The organism is Bacillus sp. NH11B (genome assembly GCF_001884205.1).
GTDB lineage: Bacteria > Bacillota > Bacilli > Bacillales > Bacillaceae_G > Bacillus_A > Bacillus_A proteolyticus.
The window spans coordinates 1-16,362 of sequence record NZ_MAOG01000111.1 but is presented as its reverse complement, the minus strand read 5'-3'; the positions used below and the strand labels follow the sequence as shown (position 1 = coordinate 16,362).

20 protein-coding genes are annotated in these 16,362 nt (G+C 35.4%); 1 reads left to right on the top strand and 19 read right to left on the bottom strand.

Features of this window, described 5'->3' with window-relative positions; all coding sequences use genetic code 11:
- Nucleotides 1-140: 140 nt before the first annotated feature.
- From BAU27_RS20900 to metG, 10 genes are all read right to left on the bottom strand, one after another.
- Entirely contained in the window at nt 141-515 is a 375-nt protein-coding gene (locus tag BAU27_RS20900) for a RidA family protein (protein ID WP_000869819.1), read from the bottom strand.
- 123 nt (nt 516-638) lie between these two features.
- On the bottom strand, nt 639-1,487 hold the full coding sequence (gene purR / locus BAU27_RS20895; protein WP_071745153.1) for a pur operon repressor: 849 nt from the start codon (nt 1,485-1,487) through the stop codon (nt 639-641).
- 54 nt (nt 1,488-1,541) lie between these two features.
- Entirely contained in the window at nt 1,542-2,411 is an 870-nt protein-coding gene (ispE, locus tag BAU27_RS20890; protein ID WP_000772102.1) for a 4-(cytidine 5'-diphospho)-2-C-methyl-D-erythritol kinase, read from the bottom strand.
- A gap of 196 nt (nt 2,412-2,607) precedes the next feature.
- Nucleotides 2,608-2,787, bottom strand: a complete 180-nt coding sequence (sspF, locus tag BAU27_RS20885; protein ID WP_002094215.1) for an acid-soluble spore protein SspF — start codon at nt 2,785-2,787, stop codon at nt 2,608-2,610.
- Nucleotides 2,788-2,878: 91 nt separating this feature from the next.
- Complete coding sequence (gene veg, locus BAU27_RS20880) at nt 2,879-3,142, bottom strand: biofilm formation stimulator Veg (protein ID WP_000044339.1); 264 nt, start codon at nt 3,140-3,142, stop codon at nt 2,879-2,881.
- A gap of 238 nt (nt 3,143-3,380) precedes the next feature.
- On the bottom strand, nt 3,381-4,244 hold the full coding sequence (gene yabG, locus BAU27_RS20875) for a sporulation peptidase YabG (RefSeq protein WP_071771801.1): 864 nt from the start codon (nt 4,242-4,244) through the stop codon (nt 3,381-3,383).
- A 110-nt stretch (nt 4,245-4,354) separates the two neighbouring features.
- Nucleotides 4,355-5,233, bottom strand: coding sequence for a 16S rRNA (adenine(1518)-N(6)/adenine(1519)-N(6))-dimethyltransferase RsmA (rsmA, locus tag BAU27_RS20870; RefSeq protein ID WP_071745151.1), 879 nt, complete (start codon nt 5,231-5,233; stop codon nt 4,355-4,357).
- On the bottom strand, nt 5,230-5,787 hold the full coding sequence (gene rnmV, locus BAU27_RS20865; protein WP_071745150.1) for a ribonuclease M5: 558 nt from the start codon (nt 5,785-5,787) through the stop codon (nt 5,230-5,232). The genes rsmA and rnmV overlap by 4 nt, the downstream gene beginning before the upstream one ends.
- Nucleotides 5,788-6,046: 259 nt before the next feature.
- A complete protein-coding gene (locus tag BAU27_RS20860) occupies nt 6,047-6,814 on the bottom strand; it encodes a TatD family hydrolase (protein WP_071771800.1) in 768 nt (255 codons plus the stop codon).
- A 168-nt stretch (nt 6,815-6,982) separates the two neighbouring features.
- Nucleotides 6,983-8,965 carry a methionine--tRNA ligase gene (gene metG / locus BAU27_RS20855; RefSeq protein WP_071771799.1) on the bottom strand — a complete coding sequence of 661 codons (1,983 nt, stop codon included), beginning with the start codon at nt 8,963-8,965 and terminating at the stop codon, nt 6,983-6,985.
- 367 nt (nt 8,966-9,332) lie between these two features.
- On the opposite strand from metG, the gene BAU27_RS20850 reads away from it, so the two are divergent.
- Nucleotides 9,333-9,617, top strand: a complete 285-nt coding sequence (locus BAU27_RS20850) for a transition state genes transcriptional regulator AbrB (RefSeq protein WP_071745147.1) — start codon at nt 9,333-9,335, stop codon at nt 9,615-9,617.
- Between the two features lie 20 nt (nt 9,618-9,637).
- Here BAU27_RS20850 and rsmI read toward each other — a convergent pair whose 3' ends face one another.
- From rsmI to BAU27_RS20805, 9 genes are all read right to left on the bottom strand, one after another.
- Nucleotides 9,638-10,513 carry a 16S rRNA (cytidine(1402)-2'-O)-methyltransferase gene (gene rsmI, locus BAU27_RS20845; protein ID WP_071771798.1) on the bottom strand — a complete coding sequence of 292 codons (876 nt, stop codon included), beginning with the start codon at nt 10,511-10,513 and terminating at the stop codon, nt 9,638-9,640.
- A complete protein-coding gene (locus BAU27_RS20840; RefSeq protein ID WP_016131051.1) occupies nt 10,482-10,772 on the bottom strand; it encodes a GIY-YIG nuclease family protein in 291 nt (96 codons plus the stop codon). Before BAU27_RS20840 ends, rsmI begins: the two co-directional genes overlap by 32 nt.
- Nucleotides 10,759-11,499: a tRNA1(Val) (adenine(37)-N6)-methyltransferase gene (locus BAU27_RS20835; RefSeq protein WP_071745145.1), complete on the bottom strand. Its 741-nt coding sequence runs from the start codon at nt 11,497-11,499 to the stop codon at nt 10,759-10,761. Before BAU27_RS20835 ends, BAU27_RS20840 begins: the two co-directional genes overlap by 14 nt.
- Nucleotides 11,500-11,619: 120 nt before the next feature.
- Complete coding sequence (gene yabA / locus BAU27_RS20830) at nt 11,620-11,970, bottom strand: DNA replication initiation control protein YabA (protein WP_000412059.1); 351 nt, start codon at nt 11,968-11,970, stop codon at nt 11,620-11,622.
- 14 nt (nt 11,971-11,984) lie between these two features.
- On the bottom strand, nt 11,985-12,812 hold the full coding sequence (locus tag BAU27_RS20825) for a PSP1 domain-containing protein (protein ID WP_002107285.1): 828 nt from the start codon (nt 12,810-12,812) through the stop codon (nt 11,985-11,987).
- 5 nt (nt 12,813-12,817) lie between these two features.
- Nucleotides 12,818-13,801, bottom strand: a complete 984-nt coding sequence (gene holB / locus BAU27_RS20820) for a DNA polymerase III subunit delta' (RefSeq protein WP_071771797.1) — start codon at nt 13,799-13,801, stop codon at nt 12,818-12,820.
- 35 nt (nt 13,802-13,836) lie between these two features.
- Nucleotides 13,837-14,463: a dTMP kinase gene (gene tmk, locus BAU27_RS20815; RefSeq protein WP_071771796.1), complete on the bottom strand. Its 627-nt coding sequence runs from the start codon at nt 14,461-14,463 to the stop codon at nt 13,837-13,839.
- 1 nt (nt 14,464) lies between these two features.
- Nucleotides 14,465-15,886 (bottom strand): aminotransferase class I/II-fold pyridoxal phosphate-dependent enzyme, encoded by a 1,422-nt coding sequence (locus BAU27_RS20810; RefSeq protein WP_071771795.1) that lies wholly within the window; start codon nt 15,884-15,886, stop codon nt 14,465-14,467.
- Nucleotides 15,887-15,957: 71 nt separating this feature from the next.
- Nucleotides 15,958-16,137, bottom strand: a complete 180-nt coding sequence (locus tag BAU27_RS20805) for a sigma factor G inhibitor Gin (protein ID WP_000842053.1) — start codon at nt 16,135-16,137, stop codon at nt 15,958-15,960.
- Nucleotides 16,138-16,362: the final 225 nt, after the last annotated feature.

The following is a 16,362-nucleotide window of genomic DNA, read 5'->3' as shown; positions in this document are numbered from 1 at the left end:
ACCCTTTTCTAAATAAGCGATATATTTGTATAAATTCCACAAAATTTCTATTTTCCCTTTAATTTTTTAAAAATTTTTAAGATAAAAATTTTTATTGTAGTTGAATATAGAGATTAGTAGAGATTATCGCTTACAAAGGGTTACTTAACTAGGGCGATTACTTCGATTTCAACAGAAACATCTTTCGGTAATTTTGCTACTTGTACACAAGAACGCGCTGGTTTATGAGTAGAGAAATAAGAACCGTATACTTCATTAACCGCATTAAAATCATCCATATCCTTTAAGAATACTGTTGTTTTTACCACTGTATCAAATGAAGCGCCAGCTTCTGCTAATACTGCTTGTAAATTTTCAAATACTTGCTCTGTTTGTACTGTTACATCCCCCGTTACGAGTTCTCCACTTGCCGTTAACGGGATTTGTCCCGAACTATAGAACATATTATTTACAATAATCCCTTGTGAATATGGTCCGATTGCTTGTGGTGCTTTGCTTGTTTGAACAACTTTCATACTTTTCACCCTTTTATTATTTATTTTTACTCTTTAAAAATAGTGCACGAAAAACAGTTTGTCCACCTATTTTATAATTTATAAATAGAATAAAAAAAGATAAAGCTATCTGCTTTACCCTTTTTACTCAGCCTCTACAATTCCTTCATTAAATGGCGCAAGCGAATAATTCCCCTTCTCCACTTGAATCGCTTTTTCTTTCACATCAACTTCTGACAGACGAATTAATGATACAAAGTTATTAATAAGTCTTTCTTCGATATCCGTAGATTCTACTAATACGCCAATTCCAACAACGTTAGCTTTAAACTCTTCTAGCATGCTCATCATACCTTGAATGGTTCCGCCAGCTTTCATAAAATCATCAATAATTAAAACATTAGATCCTTCTGGAAGGCTACGCTTTGCTAAAGTCATCGTTTGGATTCGCTTAGAGGAACCTGATACATAGTTAATACTAACAGTGGGTCCTTCTGTTACCTTATTATCTTTTCTAGCAATTACCACCGGTACATCTAAGTAATTCGCCACTGCATAAGCAAGTGGAATTCCTTTCGTCGCTACGGTCATAACTGCATCAATTGGTTGTCTAGCAAAAACGGAAGCAAATAAACGCCCCGCACCATTAATCTGGCGAGGATTACTTAAAAGATCCGTCATATATAAGTAACCGCCAGGCAAAATGCGATCTGGATTTTCAAATAAGCTACAAAGCTCATTAATAATCAGATTTGCCTCTTCTTCACTTATATAGGGAATATATTTCACTCCTCCTGCTGCTCCTGGTATCGTTTGCAATGTGCCGACCCCTTGTTGTTCAAACGTTTGCTTAATAATAACTAAATCTTCACTAATGGATGATTTAGCCGATTGATACCTTTCAGCAAAAAAAGTGAGAGAAACTAGCTGACGAGGATTTTGTAGCAAGTAATAAGTCATATCGACCAATCTTGTACTTCGTCTAATTTTCATACTCTCACCTCAAATCACGAATATTCTAAACAAATCATAACGTATTATACGTCTTTATTCAAGCGTTTCTCGCTCTCCTAATAAACGTACCGCATATACTTGTTCGCAAAATCCTTTTAATCCGTTATATATACGATGCATTCGCGAATCATGGTGTACAAGACCAAATACAGTTGGGCCACTTCCACTCATTAATACAGCATCCGCACCGAATCGTTTCATCTGCGCCTTAATACGCGCAACTTCAGGATGCATCGCAAATGTCACATCTTCTAAAACGTTACCAACAGTATCACAAATTCCTTTATAGTCCCCGCCATTAATGACTTCAACCATTTTATCTACATTTGGATGTGTAACACAATTCAATTTTAAATTTCCATATACGTCAGCAGTCGATACACCAATGTGAGGCTTTGCTAAAATAACCCAACAAGAAGGTGGAGTCTTTATGTGTTCAATTTTTTCTCCCCTTCCAGTGGCGATCGCAGTTCCGCCGTATACACAAAACGATACATCTGACCCAATTTCTGCGCCAAGCTCTGCTAACTCATCGATTGTAATCCCTAAATTCCATAACTTATTAAGGCCACGTAATGTCGCTGCTGCATCACTACTTCCACCTGCTAATCCAGCGGCTACTGGAATCGTTTTTTCAATAGTAATAGATACACCTTTTTTCACATTAAACTTCTCTTTTAATAATTTCGCTGCTTGATAAGCTAAGTTGCGTTGGTCGTCTGGGACATACCGATTATGGGACAAAATTTCAATACGGTCTTCTGCTAATTCCGTTAGCTCTAAACGATCTGCTAAATCAATTGTTGTCATAATCATTTTCACTTCATGATATCCGTCTTGTCTTTTTCCCAGTACATCTAACGACAGATTAATCTTTGCTGGCGCTTTCACTAGTAGCTTCAATCTATTCACCCACTCTATGTACTCAATCTTTTATCGTTTATTTTACCATAAATTTATAGTAAGACGATGACACTTCCCTAATTATAACGAAAAGCATTCAGAATGAAACTACTTATATCAAATGATGGCACCTTTTAGCGTGCAAAAAGCCGAGGAATCTCTCCTCGGCTACCGTAGCATAGAAAGTATCTTACAACTACTGGTTTCGTTTCATTAATTGCTGTTCCGCAATTTCTATAGCACGTTTCACCATATTACCAGCATCTTTCGCACGAATTCCGCCCCATCCTTCTTTCTGAACAACATCATAAAAGCCAAGCTCTTTTGCAAGCTCTTCTTTAAATTGATTTGACATGACTCCTCTTCGTCTACTCAATGCAGAGTCCCTCCTTATTTTGCTACGGTATAATTAGTATGCAAAATAATATAGCTTTTCATTTGTGGGAATATATGTAACAAATAACACATTAATTATAAAATGCTTCATTATGGGGTTCATCGTAAAATGTTAACTCTACTGTCTCTGTTAAAACATCTGCATAACTATACGATACACGTTGCAACGCGTCTTCTTGTTGGTCTAATTGTACAACAAAGACCGAACGATACGTTTCTGCAAGTACACCCGATTGCTCCACAGTTTTTCTTCTTCCACTATTCGCCTTTAACATCAGTCGCTGTCCAAGATGGTGATCTAATTCGTTTTTAATATCATCTAAACGTTTTGACATATCCCTTGCTACACCTCGCTGTAATTTAGATTGAACACTTAAAACACGATATATCTATCCCAATTATTAACCGCAATTTACAGACAATATCATTATAAAAACATCATGCGTTTGAATAGATAGAAGAAATACTATATTGTACAAGTATCATTGTATAGTCTGCACGTTCTTGAAACTTTTTATCCAAACCCATTTACATCATTTCCACATAAAAAAGCAAGATACGTATGTACCTTGCTCATTCATCATAAAGTTGAAAGGGTAATCCAGTTCGTAAAATCCCTCTCGTTTCAATTCCGCCTAGTCCTTTTTCACCAGTAATTGTATTACGCACAACATCCCATACATTGACTCTTTCCATAAATGAAGTGAAACTGACTTTGCCAACTACATATACAGGATCTAGAGCATGAATATTAATTCTAGATGGCGAACTAGCAAAATTAGCACCTGCTCGAATCAGCGCCTCAAAGTGTGATTGACAAGCTCCAGCAAAAATAACGAGTTGATCTAATGATGGATATTTTTTTCGCACTTCTCGAACAGCCTGTACAAAATGTCTAGAATGTCTATATGCTGCTAAATCTCCCATAACTCCTTTTGACTTTGTATATGCATCATGTCCTGTAATGACTAAAATATCTGGACGAAAATGATCGATTAAGTCTACTACCTTTTCATGCATCTCCGTTTCCTTACAATGAATACCTTGTACAGGAACGCCTATTTTATTATATAAATCTAAACACTTGCGCAAATATAAAGGATCTCCATCTATATGCAATACACGCCCTGGCATTTGAAAATAATTCACTTCACTTGTATATCCACCTGTTGAAGTGTGTTCATGTCTTTGTTTCATTAATACATAATCTTGTTGAAATAAACGGTACGTACGCTCCATTGTTTCTTTTTCACGCTTCACTCTTTTTTTATGTTCTCTTTGATCTATACTAATTAAATCTTCAAGCGGCGCATCCGCCACAAGTCTAATTTCTTCCCCAAACAATATCGCGATCTCGCCTTTTATTTCTATAATACGAAAAAGAATATCCCTATTATGAGAATATCGTTCCACTAATTCTCCAACATGTAAAGCCATTCTCCTACCTCCAAACTCGTTAGGCCATCTTACCTGCTTTTAAAGTATGAATTTAGGAAAGGAAAGGTGACAAAAGGGACAGCTCAAGTTGAACTGTCCCTTTCATATTCTTATGACAATTTATGAAGAACTAATGCATTACTTAATGTTGCAAACTCTTCGATAGATAGCGTTTCTCCTCTTCGCTTCGGATCAATCCCTACTTCTGTTAAAATTCGATCCAATAACTCTTTATCTTTCGGGAAACCATTTAAATTATTTGATAAATTATTCATTAACGTTTTACGACGCTGTGCGAAACTCGCTCGTACTACTTCAAAGAAGAAAGTTTCATCTGCCACTTCTACAACTGGTTTAGGACGCTTTAGAAGACGGATAATCGCAGAATCAACATTTGGTTGTGGTACAAACACTGTACGCGGTACAGTCATAACTGTTTCCACCTCTGTATAATACTGAATGGCAATTGATAAAGAACCATATTCTTTCGTTCCAGGTTTAGCAGCTAAACGATCTCCAACTTCTTTTTGCATCATAACAACAAATCCACGAACGGGTAATTTTTCTTCAAGCAATTTAAATAAGATTGGCGTCGTAATGTAGTATGGTAAGTTAGCTACTACCATTACATCTTGTCCTTCTTCGAATTGCTCACTAAACACTTCATGTACATCTGCTTTTAGTACATCTTTATTTATAACTGTAACGTTGCTATATGGAGCTAACGTCTCGTCTAAAATTGGTAATAATCTCTGATCAATTTCAAAAGCCACTACTTTTTTAGCGCGCTTTGCCAATTGCTCTGTTAATGCACCGATACCTGGTCCAATTTCAATTGCGCCACTTTCTGAACCGATTTCAGCGTGATCAACGATACGATTTAATACATTTGTATCAATTAAAAAATTTTGCCCTAAACTTTTTTTGAATGAAAATCCATACTTTTCAACAATGTCTTTTGTACGATTTGGTGTTGCGATATCCTTCATTTTTTTTCCTCCTGTATTACTTGCTTATAAGCTTCTGCAAATGATTCCTTTGAAACTTGAAACACTTGTAAACGTTTATGTAACTGTTTTGCATTTGTATAACCAATCTTTAATAGCTTACCCATTCTTTCTCTGCGACTCTTTGCCATTTCTCCGCCCACTAAGCCCGCATCGACTAGATCACTCCAACTAATTTCACTTGTGTAAGCTTCCATTTCTTCATGTATATTCTCTAAAGCACGGCGAATCGACTCATTAGAAGCATGTTCGATACCAACACCTTTTTTCCTTTTAGCAAGTGCTTCTTCCTTCGGTAAAAAAGCATGCTTACATCCAGGAACCTTGTCAGAAATAATTTTTCGAATACGCTCTCCAGGATAATCCGGATCTGTGAAAATAATAACGCCTCGTTTTTGCTGCGCTAATTTAACTTGCTCAATAACATGATCACCGATTGCTGAACCGTTCGTTTCGATTGTATCCGCATCAACAGCACGTTTAATCGCAACTGTATCATCTTTACCTTCTACAACGATAATCTCTTTAATTTTCATGCTTGCCTCCACACTCGTTTCGTCTCTACTTAGTAAAACAAAAAAATGACGACTTTTCCATTATTATTTTCCCAATCGTACATTTTAAAAAGTAGAAGAGAAAAATCTTTGTTCACTATTCTTATTGTAACACTTCTATCTCCATCCTAATTTATCCGCAATATTTCTACACTTATGTTATGAGTAAATAATGGGCCCTTAGCATTTCTACTATCCCTCTTCTAAAAAATAAAAAAGAATGGGGCTCCCCCACTCTTTTTTATTCGACACCAAATAAAGCTTTTGCATTCTTTGTTGTTATTTGTGCTACCTCGTCATAAGAAATTCCTTTTAAATTCGCAATTTCTTCTGCTACTAGTTTTACATAACTAGGTTCATTTCGTTTCCCTCGAAATGGATGTGGTGTTAAATATGGACAATCTGTCTCTATCAATAATTTTTCTAATGGAATCTCCATAGCAACTTCTTTCGGTTTTTTCGCATTTTTAAATGTAACAGGCCCACCTAATGAAATTAAAAAGTTCATATCGACACATCGCTGTGCTACTTCTACACTGCCGCTAAAGCAATGCATAATGCCTCCCACTTCAGCTGCATTCTCCTCCTCTAGGATATCAACAATATCTTGAGTTGCATCGCGGTTATGTATAATAATCGGTAATTTTACCTTTTTAGCTAATGCAATTTGTTTACGGAATACTTCCTTCTGTATTTCTTTTGGAGACTTATCCCAGTGATAATCTAATCCCATTTCTCCAAGAGCAACTACTTTAGGGTGAGCAGCTAATTCTTCTAACCAAGCCAAATGTTCCTCTGTCATGTCGATTGCATCAACGGGATGCCATCCAACTGCAGCGTAAATAAAATCATAGGCTTCAGCTAGTTCAATCGCTTTTTTTATTGTTACTTCATCGAATCCCACAACAACTGTATATGTAACTCCTGCTTCTTTCATCCTTGCAATAACTTCTTGTAAATCTTCTTCAAACTGCTCTGCATTTAAATGTGAATGTGTATCAAACAACATAATAAATAACTCCTTTTATATTGAAATCAATTCTATCCTAGAAAAAAATTAAGCCTTTTCTAACTTAACGATAACAATACTACAATTTTAATGCAAAAAAAGGGAATTTAAAAAGAAAAAAGATGCTTCACACATGTTACACGTGAAACATCTCTTTTCTTGTCTCAATTACTTGATCTTTGTGCCATTAGGTAAATTTTGGTCGATTGTTGCTAATGACAATACGCCATTTTCTTCACCTGCTAAAATCATACCTTGGGATAATTCGCCACGTAATTTTACAGGTTTTAAGTTTGTTACACAAATTACCTTTTTACCTTTTAGATCTTCTGGTGAGTAGAATTTTGCAATTCCCGAAACAACTTGACGCTTTTCTGTTCCTAAATCAAGCTGAATTTTTAATAACTTATCTGCTTTTTTCACAGGTTCAGCCGATATTACTTCAGCTACTCGTAATTCTACTTTAAAGAAATCATCAATTGTAATTTCTTCTGCTTTCGGTTCTTCTTCTTTTTTCTCTTCTACTTTAGGAGCAGAGGCTTGCATTTGTTCTTTAATATACGCTACCTCTACTTCCATTTCCAAACGAGGGAAAATCGGGTTTCCTTTTTCTACTTTTGTTCCAGCTGGAATACAGCCAATTGTAGATAGGCTTTCCCAAGATTTATGTGCCTCTTCAGTAAGTCCAAGTTGAGCAAACATCTTGCTTGGTGCTACTGTTAAGAATGGCATAAGCATAATACCTGTTTGACGAAGTACTTCTGCTAAATGAGCCATTACAGAAGCTAACTTTTCACGATCATTCTCATCTTTCGCTAATACCCACGGCTGTGTTTCATCAATATATTTATTCGTACGGCTAACTAACTGCCAAATAGAACTTAGTGCTACAGAGAACTCCATATTCTCCATTGCCTCTTCTACTTTTTTCAATGTATCCTTCGCAAATGTAACTAGCGTTTCATCGAACTCAGTTACATTCGCTTTAAATGCAGGGATTTCCCCATTAAAGTATTTATCAATCATAGCTACTGTACGATTTAATAAGTTTCCTAAGTCATTTGCTAAATCAAAATTAATTCGTTCAACAAATCCCTCTGGTGTGAATACGCCATCAGATCCAAATGGAACTTCGCGAAGTAAGTAGTAACGTAATGCATCTAATCCGTAACGATCAATTAGTGTAACTGGATCTACTACGTTTCCTTTTGACTTACTCATTTTTCCATCCTTCATTAAAATCCAGCCATGAGCAAAGACTTTCTTCGGAAGTGGTAAATCTAACGCCATTAAAATAATTGGCCAATAAATTGTATGGAAACGAACGATTTCTTTTCCAACTAAATGAACATCTGCTGGCCAGAATTTTTTATATTTCTCTTCATTTTCTGTTCCATATCCTAATGCAGTAATGTAATTAGACAAAGCATCTACCCATACATAAATAACGTGTTTTGGGTTCCCTGGAACACGAACTCCCCAGTCAAATGAAGTACGAGAAACAGCCAAATCTTCTAACCCTGGCTTAATAAAATTATTAATCATTTCATTTTTACGAGACTCCGGTTGAATGAAATGAGGGTTCTCTTCGTAGAACTTTAATAGTCGGTCTACATATTTACCCATTCTAAAGAAATAAGACTCTTCGCGAACAAGCTCTACATCATGACCACTATCTGGGCTTTTTCCACCAACTACTTTGTCGCCCTCCATAATTGGATCTACTAATTGATGCGCTGTATAGAATGTTTCATCTTGTACAGAATACCAACCTTCATATTCATCAAGATAAATATCACCTTGATCTACTAGCTGCTTGAAGATTTTCTCAACGACATCTTTATGACGATCTTCAGTTGTACGAATAAAATCATCATAAGAAATATCCATCTTCTCCCAAAGTTCTTTAATCCCTGATACAATGTTGTCCACATATGCTTGTGGTGTAACATTTAGTTCTTCTGCTTTCTTTTGGATCTTCTGTCCATGCTCATCAGTTCCTGTTAAATAATGAACATTGTATCCTTGCATACGCTTATATCGTGCCATCGCATCTCCTGCTACTGTCGTATAAGCATGTCCAATGTGTAACTTTCCACTTGGATAATAAATTGGGGTAGTAATATAAAAGGACTTATTTTCCTCTGTCATTGTTTTGGACCTCCCGGATGACCTCATATGTATTTATAAACAGTATATCAAAAACTCACATATAAAAACGAGTTAATGCTCGATATCTTTATCATCTATTACTCATATTTTTAAAAATTATACAACCCTTCTCTGAAATATATATATTTTTCAGAGAATAAAACGAAATAATTATAGTAATTACCCACATTCTATTATATATAAGAAGTAAGAAATCTATAAATCTTTTTAAAAAATATAGAATTTAAGAATTGACGGAAATGTAAATGATTGGTATCATATGTCCATAGGGTATTTTGTCGAAAAATGACGAATCAAAAAAATAGACTCGTAACTTATAAACTATTTATTTAGGAGGAAAAGAATTATGAAATCTACTGGTATCGTTCGTAAAGTTGATGAATTAGGTCGTGTGGTAATTCCAATCGAATTACGCCGTACTTTAGGTATTGCAGAAAAGGATGCTCTTGAAATCTACGTTGATGACGAAAAAATCATCTTAAAAAAATATAAACCAAACATGACTTGCCAAGTAACTGGTGAAGTATCTGATGGTAACCTATCTTTAGCTGAAGGAAAAATTATCTTAAGCAAAGAAGGCGCTGAGCAAATCTTAAACGAACTTCATGATTATATCGAAACAGCAAAATAAGCTTCTCAATTATGAGAAGCTTATTTTTTATCGACATGATAGATTTGATATACATCCCTTTTCGACAAATCTCGATCTTTAGCGACTGTTTTAATCGCTTCTTTTGAATTCATGCCTTTTTCATTTATATAATGTTCAATATGATCATATACTGAAACAGATTCCCACCATTGTTCTTCTGGAGCAGGTTCTTCCGTTGAACCAGCTACTAAAATACAAAACTCACCACGGACTTCATTTTGCTTCGTCCACTCAATCGCTTCCTCAATTGTTCCACGAATAAATTCTTCAAATTTTTTCGTTAGCTCGCGACATAATACGATTTCCCTATTCCCTAAAACTTCTTGCATTGAGATTAAAGTATCATCTAGACGATGAGGTGCTTCGTAAAACATCATTGTAGTTTGTACGTAACGAATCTTCTCTAATTCCATTCTTCTTTCCTTTTTATTTCTTTGCAAAAATCCATAGAAATAAAACTGCTTTGTTTCAAGTCCTGATGCGATTAATGCTGTAAGAGCCGCATTCGCTCCAGGAAGCGGGATAACATGATATTGTTCTGCTACAGCTTCTACAACAATATCGTAACCAGGGTCAGAAATACACGGCATACCGGCATCGCTCACAATGGCTACAGTCTTACCATCTTCTAACTTATCTAAAATTTTTCGTCCACTTACTTCTTTGTTATGCTCGTGATAACTCATAACTGGTGTTTCAATTTCAAAATAATTACAAAGCTTCTTCGTTTGTCTTGTATCTTCAGCAGCAATAATATCTGCCTCTTTTAAAATTCGGATTGCACGAAATGTCATATCCTCTAAATTTCCGATTGGAGTTGGTACTAAATATAAAACTCCCTTTTCATTTTGCTGAAAGCTTTTTTGCTGCCACATAGCGTTCTCCTTTTTGCATGTATTCTTCTTTTTGTTTCCTCGTTAACTGCTTAAAATGATATTCAGCTTGCATAGCCGTTCGTTTATCCTCATGATCCTCTACATATTTTAAAACAACCGGAAGTCTAGCACGTGTATATCTAGCACCTTTTCCATTATTATGAGTCTGAATCCGCTTTTCTATATGATTTGTATATCCAGCATAATAACTTCCATCAGAACACTCTACCACATAAAAACAATGCTTATTCGTCTCCATATAAAATTGAACGAATCTCCTCTGTATATTCGTTATTCTCTTCATATACAAAAAGAGGTGGCAAGATTTTTAAATCTGCATTTCCATCCTTAATTCCTTCAATTAACAATGTATTCGCTTCTTTACCAGCCTTAGGATAAACAAATCGCACACGTTTCGGTTCAATTTTGTATTTACGCATCAATGTAACGATATCGAGAAAACGACCTGGACGATGTACAAATGCAACTTTCCCACCCTGTTTTACCAACTGGCTACTTGCATATACAACATCTTCTAATGTACACATAATTTCGTGACGAGCTATCGCTAAATGTTCATTCATGTTTTTCTCAGAAGTTTGCGGTGTTTGAAAATAAGGAGGATTACACGTTACAACATCATATTGATGGCGTCCAAGTTTCTCCGGCATATCTTTCAAATCTCCATGGATTAAATGAATTCTTTCTTCTAAATTATTGTATTGAATGCTTCTTATTCCCATATCATATAAGCGCTCTTGAATCTCTACACCTGTAATTGTCCCCTTTGTCCTTGTACTCAATAAAAGAGGTACAACCGCATTCCCCGTACACAAATCAAGTAAATTACCTTTTTGAATTGGTACCCAAGCAAAATCTGCAAGTAACACAGCATCTAAAGAGAAATTAAATACTGATGGACTTTGTATAATCTTCATATCCTGTGCTAATAAGTAATCTAAACGTTCATCTTCGTATAAATTCATATATTGCTCCCTTTCTTACACTTAACCTACCCTATTTCATCCTCTATTAATGTAAAAATAAATTTCATTCTACTCTCATGTATAAAAAATTACCTTTCCAATTATATTGGAAAGGTAATCTCACTTTTTATTTAAAAATGACAGACAGAATAAACAATCTCCCTCTTTACGTACACTTCCATAATGTAGATTGCAAATATGAAAACCTTCCTGATACAGTCTCGCTAAGTTATCGTAGCCCTCACCGATATCTGTTTTTGGCTTCATTTCTTTGCGTTTTTGAGTTTTTTGTTTTTCCTTATTCTGCACTTCTTCAAAACGATGTCGCAAATTTTCATTTTCCATTTTTATATGCTGGTTTTCTTCCAATAATTCTGCAAGATGTTGTTTTAATTCTCCCAACTGTTTGTATAAATGTCCAATTTGCTCTTCCATACTAGAAACCGATGCAAAAATATCCTTTTTCTCCACAAGCACCCACCTCATTAATCTGTGGTTTGACTCGAAACGACCCCTTTATTAATTAATTCATCTAACGTATATTCTACTATCCGTTCCTTGTCTACTAGTTCCACTTGAATTAATCTTTCTAAAATATTTAATCCGATAACACGGCCAGTACCATGCGGGGTTTGTATACGTTGATCTAAATCAGGAAGTTGTTCCTTTGCTGCCTCATATTCATCATTCTCATATTTTAAGCAACACATTAAGCGACCACATAAACCAGAGATTTTTGCAGGATTTAATGATAAATTTTGATCCTTTGCCATTTTAATGGATACAGGTTCAAAATCTCCTAAAAAAGTAGAACAACAAAGCATACGACCACATGGACCAATACCACCAAGCATTTTTGCTTCGTCACGAACACCGATTTGTCTTAGCTCGATTCTTGTCCTAAAAATTGCTGCTAGGTCTTTTACCAGTTCACGGAAATCAATCCGACCATCTGCAGTAAAGTAGAAAATAATCTTATTACGATCGAACGTATACTCTACATCTACAAGCTTCATATCAAGATTATGTTCTCCTACCTTTTGTTGACAAACTTGATATGCTTCTTTCGCAGCATGCCTATTCTCTTCAACAATGGTACGATCATTTTCATTTGCAATACGAATAACCTTTTTAAGCGGTAATACAACGTCATTTTCATCAACTTGCTTTTTGGTAATAACTACTTTTCCGTATTCAATACCCCTTACCGTTTCTACAATTACAAACTCATTTTCTGAGATATCGAACTGATTTGGATCAAAGTAATATACCTTCCCGGCCTTCTTAAAGCGAACACCTACTACATCATACAAAACGGTCATCCCTCCTGCAACCGCAACACTAACTGTTCGAACACAAGCTGCGCATTTACATTAGCGTTGATTCTATTTTTTGCCTCTAATATATGAAAGAGAGCTGATACAATGCGCTTCTGAGCATAAGAAAAGGATTCAAACATCTCTTTCTGCTCATGAAAAACAAGACGATCTTCTTCTCCAAGTTGAACATATAATAAATCCTTATAAATAAGGAGTAACATATCTAAGCCTTGCTGTAATTGTTCTTTCTCTCCAAAGTGCTTCCCCCATTTTTCTTGTACAAAAAAAATAGAGGCCTTATCTTTTTCGAGCGCTTCACATAATTTTATCACTAAAGCTCTCGCTTGTGCAAACCATTCATCATTACACATTAATAAAGCTTCTTCAAAACTATTTGTAAGCTGTGCAGCCAGTGTAGATAAAGAAACTGTAATACCTTCTTCCTCTAATCTCTTAATTAAGGATTCTGTAGGTAACGGCCTAAATGTAACAACTTGACAACGAGATAAGATTGTATTTAAAATCTGATGACTTTGTTCAGTAAGTAAAATGGCTGTTGTATCACTACTTGGTTCTTCTAAAAACTTTAAGAGTGTATTCGCTGCATTTGCTGTCATACGATCTGCATGCTCAATAATATATACTTTTTTATTTGCTTCTAATCCTGTTTTTGAAAACTCTTCTTGTAAATCTTGAATTTGCTGTTTTTTAATAGATAATCCATCTGGTTTTACAATATGTAAGTTTGGGTGGTTACCTGAATCAATTCGGCGACAATTCGTACATACATGACAAGGCTCTACACCATTTCTTTGTGAACAGAGAAAACTTTTTGCCATTTGAATTGCTGTTGCGAACTTCCCAGTCCCTTTTCCTCCCTCTAACAAGTAAGCGTGGGATATACGCTCTTTTGCAATGCTATTCATCAACATTTTGACACCGATGGGCTGTATAGCAGAAAGCTGCTCCCACGTCTTTATCATAATGCATACCTCACTTATTTCATTCTTTCCTTCTATTATAACAATTTATCTTCTACAATCTGAATAACTTCTTCTATAAGTTTTTCCATTGGTTGATCAGCATCCACTACTACAATACGATCAGAGAAGCGCTCTACAACTTGTAAATACCCTTCACGCACGCGTTTATGGAAAGCGATGTCTTCCATATCTAGTCGATTTACTTCGCGTCCTGCATCTTTTTCAATTCGTGCTAACCCAACCTCTGGCTCAATGTCTAAATAAATTGTTAAACTAGGCATACAATCTTCCGTTGCGAAACGATTAATTTCAAATACTTTATCCATACCTAAGCCTCTTGCATATCCTTGATACGCTAAAGAGCTATCTATAAAACGATCACATAGTACAAGATAGTTTTCCTCAAGTGCTGGCATAACTTTTTCCACTAAATGTTGTCTACGTGCAGCAGCATACAAAAGTGCCTCTGTACGTGCTTCCATCATCGTATATTCTTGTTTATGTAAAATTGTTCTAATATCTTCAGAAATTGCAATACCACCCGGTTCCCTGGTCACCATTACCTTTTGTTCCTTTTGCTCAAAATATGGCAATAAACTTTTAATTAACGTTGTTTTACCCGAACCTTCTGGCCCTTCAATTGTCACAAATAATCCCTTCATCCTAAAACCTACTTTCTATATCATACACGTTCATATATTTCGTACTACCTTGAAAACGAGCACCTGTTTTCTCTAAATGAGTAATTTGATTTGTATGTTCCTGAGTAATTCTCTCTCCATACATGATCAATGGAATTCCAGGTGGATACGGAATCACCATTTCTGCAGCTATCATACCAACCGCTTCTTCTATAGATGCTAACTTCGTCTCGTATCTCTCTAATTGTTTATACGTATACGGTAAAGGAGAAATTTCTCCTTTATAAGTATAACGAATTGATGCTGTCTTGTCTTTTACCTTATATTGCTGCAAAGCTGCTCGAATTATCTCTATAGCTTTTATATACTCCCCATTTACTTGTAACGGTAATATAAATAGGACATTATATGGATCTGCCATTTCCGTATATATACCAACCTGTTCAAATACGGACTGTAATTCATACCCTGATAACTGACAACGAGTTTGCACCGTAACCTTTAATTCATCTTGCAACGGATATTGTAAAATAGCTATTTGCGGGATTGATCGCAATTCTTCTTTAAATCGGCGTAAAAACTCAACAATATCATCATGACCTTTTTCCTTTATAACCGCTATTGCAAAACGGGCTATATCAAGGGATGCCATAATTGGATACGATGGGCTACTAGATTGTAGCATATTTAAATAGGAGGACACTTTTTCTTTACTCACCAAATGGCTATTTATATGTAAATAAGATCCCATTGTCATTGCAGGTAATGTTTTATGTGCGGAATGAACCACAATATCCGCACCATAAGCTAATGCTGACTTTGGGAATGGATCCCCTATGCAAAAATGTGCCCCATGTGCTTCATCTACTAGAACAGGAATTTTATGTTCATGTGCGTAAGCGATACTTGCCTCTAAATCAATCCCCATACCATAGTAATTAGGGTGTGTTAAAATAAGTGCTTTAGCATTCGGATACTTTGTAATCGCCTCCTTGATAGCTTCATCATGAACACCTACTGGTACGTTATGTACTTCATCAATCCATGGATTTAAAAAGACGGGGTTAGCCCCTGCTAATTTCAAAGCGTTAATGATTGATTTATGACAATTTCTTTGCACGAGGACAATATCATGTTCGCCGCAGCAAGACAAAATCATCGCTAAATTTCCAACTGTTGAACCATTAATTAAAAAATAACTTTTTTGCACGCCATATACTTCAGCTAATAATCGCTGTGCTTCATCTATACATTCAAACGGACTATGTAAATCATCTAATCCTGTTAACTCTGTTACATCCATCGATAATATGTCTTTAAACCCTCCTGTAGCTTCCTCAGGGAAGTTTAAACCATTCTTATGACCTGGAACATGAAAAGATAGTGGTCGTCTTTCTTTAAATTCCATTAAAGCCTCATATAAAGGCATACGATTTTGATTCATCTATATCTCTTCCTTATTATTCATTCTATATCTATTATACAGAACAAAAAAAATAATAGGCATATGCCTATTTAAAAATATGATACTTCTAATTTTCGAAGTTGTTTTAAATAATATATATACTTCGGATCATTTGTCTCCGTATTCACCATATCTTTTTCACATTCATAACAAATCAAATTATTATAAACATATATACCTTCTTTTCTTTCTGTCTCACAAACAATGCAAACTTCGCTTTGCGATTTCATAACCTTCCCTCCCTATTTAAATGGACATATTTTATACTTCTATTCCTTAACAATTTACAGAAAAATATACATCAATCTCTTATATAATATGATTAACTCTTGGGCAACGTGTTTGTATTATCATTACTTCTTTTACGTACTGTTTAACAATACAAAAAAACACAAGTCAAAAGACTTGTGTTTTTAGTTGCTTGGCGACGTCCTACTCTCACAGGGACAAGGTCC

Bases quoted from the DNA above. Each gene is read 5' to 3' on its own strand.
- rnmV (WP_071745150.1), bottom strand. From the start codon at position 5,787: ATGAAAATTAAAGAGATTATCGTTGTAGAAGGTAAAGATGATACAGTT.
- BAU27_RS20810 (WP_071771795.1), bottom strand. From the start codon at position 15,886: ATGAATCAAAATCGTATGCCTTTATATGAGGCTTTAATGGAATTTAAA.
- rsmA (WP_071745151.1), bottom strand. From the start codon at position 5,233: ATGAAGGATATCGCAACACCAAATCGTACAAAAGACATTGTTGAAAAG.
- BAU27_RS20835 (WP_071745145.1), bottom strand. From the start codon at position 11,499: ATGAATTTATACGAAGATGAACGTTTAGATTACTTATTAGCACAGGAT.
- BAU27_RS20805 (WP_000842053.1), bottom strand. From the start codon at position 16,137: ATGAAATCGCAAAGCGAAGTTTGCATTGTTTGTGAGACAGAAAGAAAA.
- yabG (WP_071771801.1), bottom strand. From the start codon at position 4,244: ATGGCTTTACATGTTGGAGAATTAGTGGAACGATATTCTCATAATAGG.
- rsmI (WP_071771798.1), bottom strand. From the start codon at position 10,513: ATGTGGCAGCAAAAAAGCTTTCAGCAAAATGAAAAGGGAGTTTTATAT.
- BAU27_RS20900 (WP_000869819.1), bottom strand. From the start codon at position 515: ATGAAAGTTGTTCAAACAAGCAAAGCACCACAAGCAATCGGACCATAT.
- veg (WP_000044339.1), bottom strand. From the start codon at position 3,142: ATGTCAAAACGTTTAGATGATATTAAAAACGAATTAGATCACCATCTT.
- metG (WP_071771799.1), bottom strand. From the start codon at position 8,965: ATGACAGAGGAAAATAAGTCCTTTTATATTACTACCCCAATTTATTAT.
- BAU27_RS20860 (WP_071771800.1), bottom strand. From the start codon at position 6,814: ATGTTGTTTGATACACATTCACATTTAAATGCAGAGCAGTTTGAAGAA.
- purR (WP_071745153.1), bottom strand. From the start codon at position 1,487: ATGAAAATTAGACGAAGTACAAGATTGGTCGATATGACTTATTACTTG.
- BAU27_RS20850 (WP_071745147.1), top strand. From the start codon at position 9,333: ATGAAATCTACTGGTATCGTTCGTAAAGTTGATGAATTAGGTCGTGTG.
- BAU27_RS20840 (WP_016131051.1), bottom strand. From the start codon at position 10,772: ATGGAGACGAATAAGCATTGTTTTTATGTGGTAGAGTGTTCTGATGGA.
- holB (WP_071771797.1), bottom strand. From the start codon at position 13,801: ATGATAAAGACGTGGGAGCAGCTTTCTGCTATACAGCCCATCGGTGTC.
- tmk (WP_071771796.1), bottom strand. From the start codon at position 14,463: ATGAAGGGATTATTTGTGACAATTGAAGGGCCAGAAGGTTCGGGTAAA.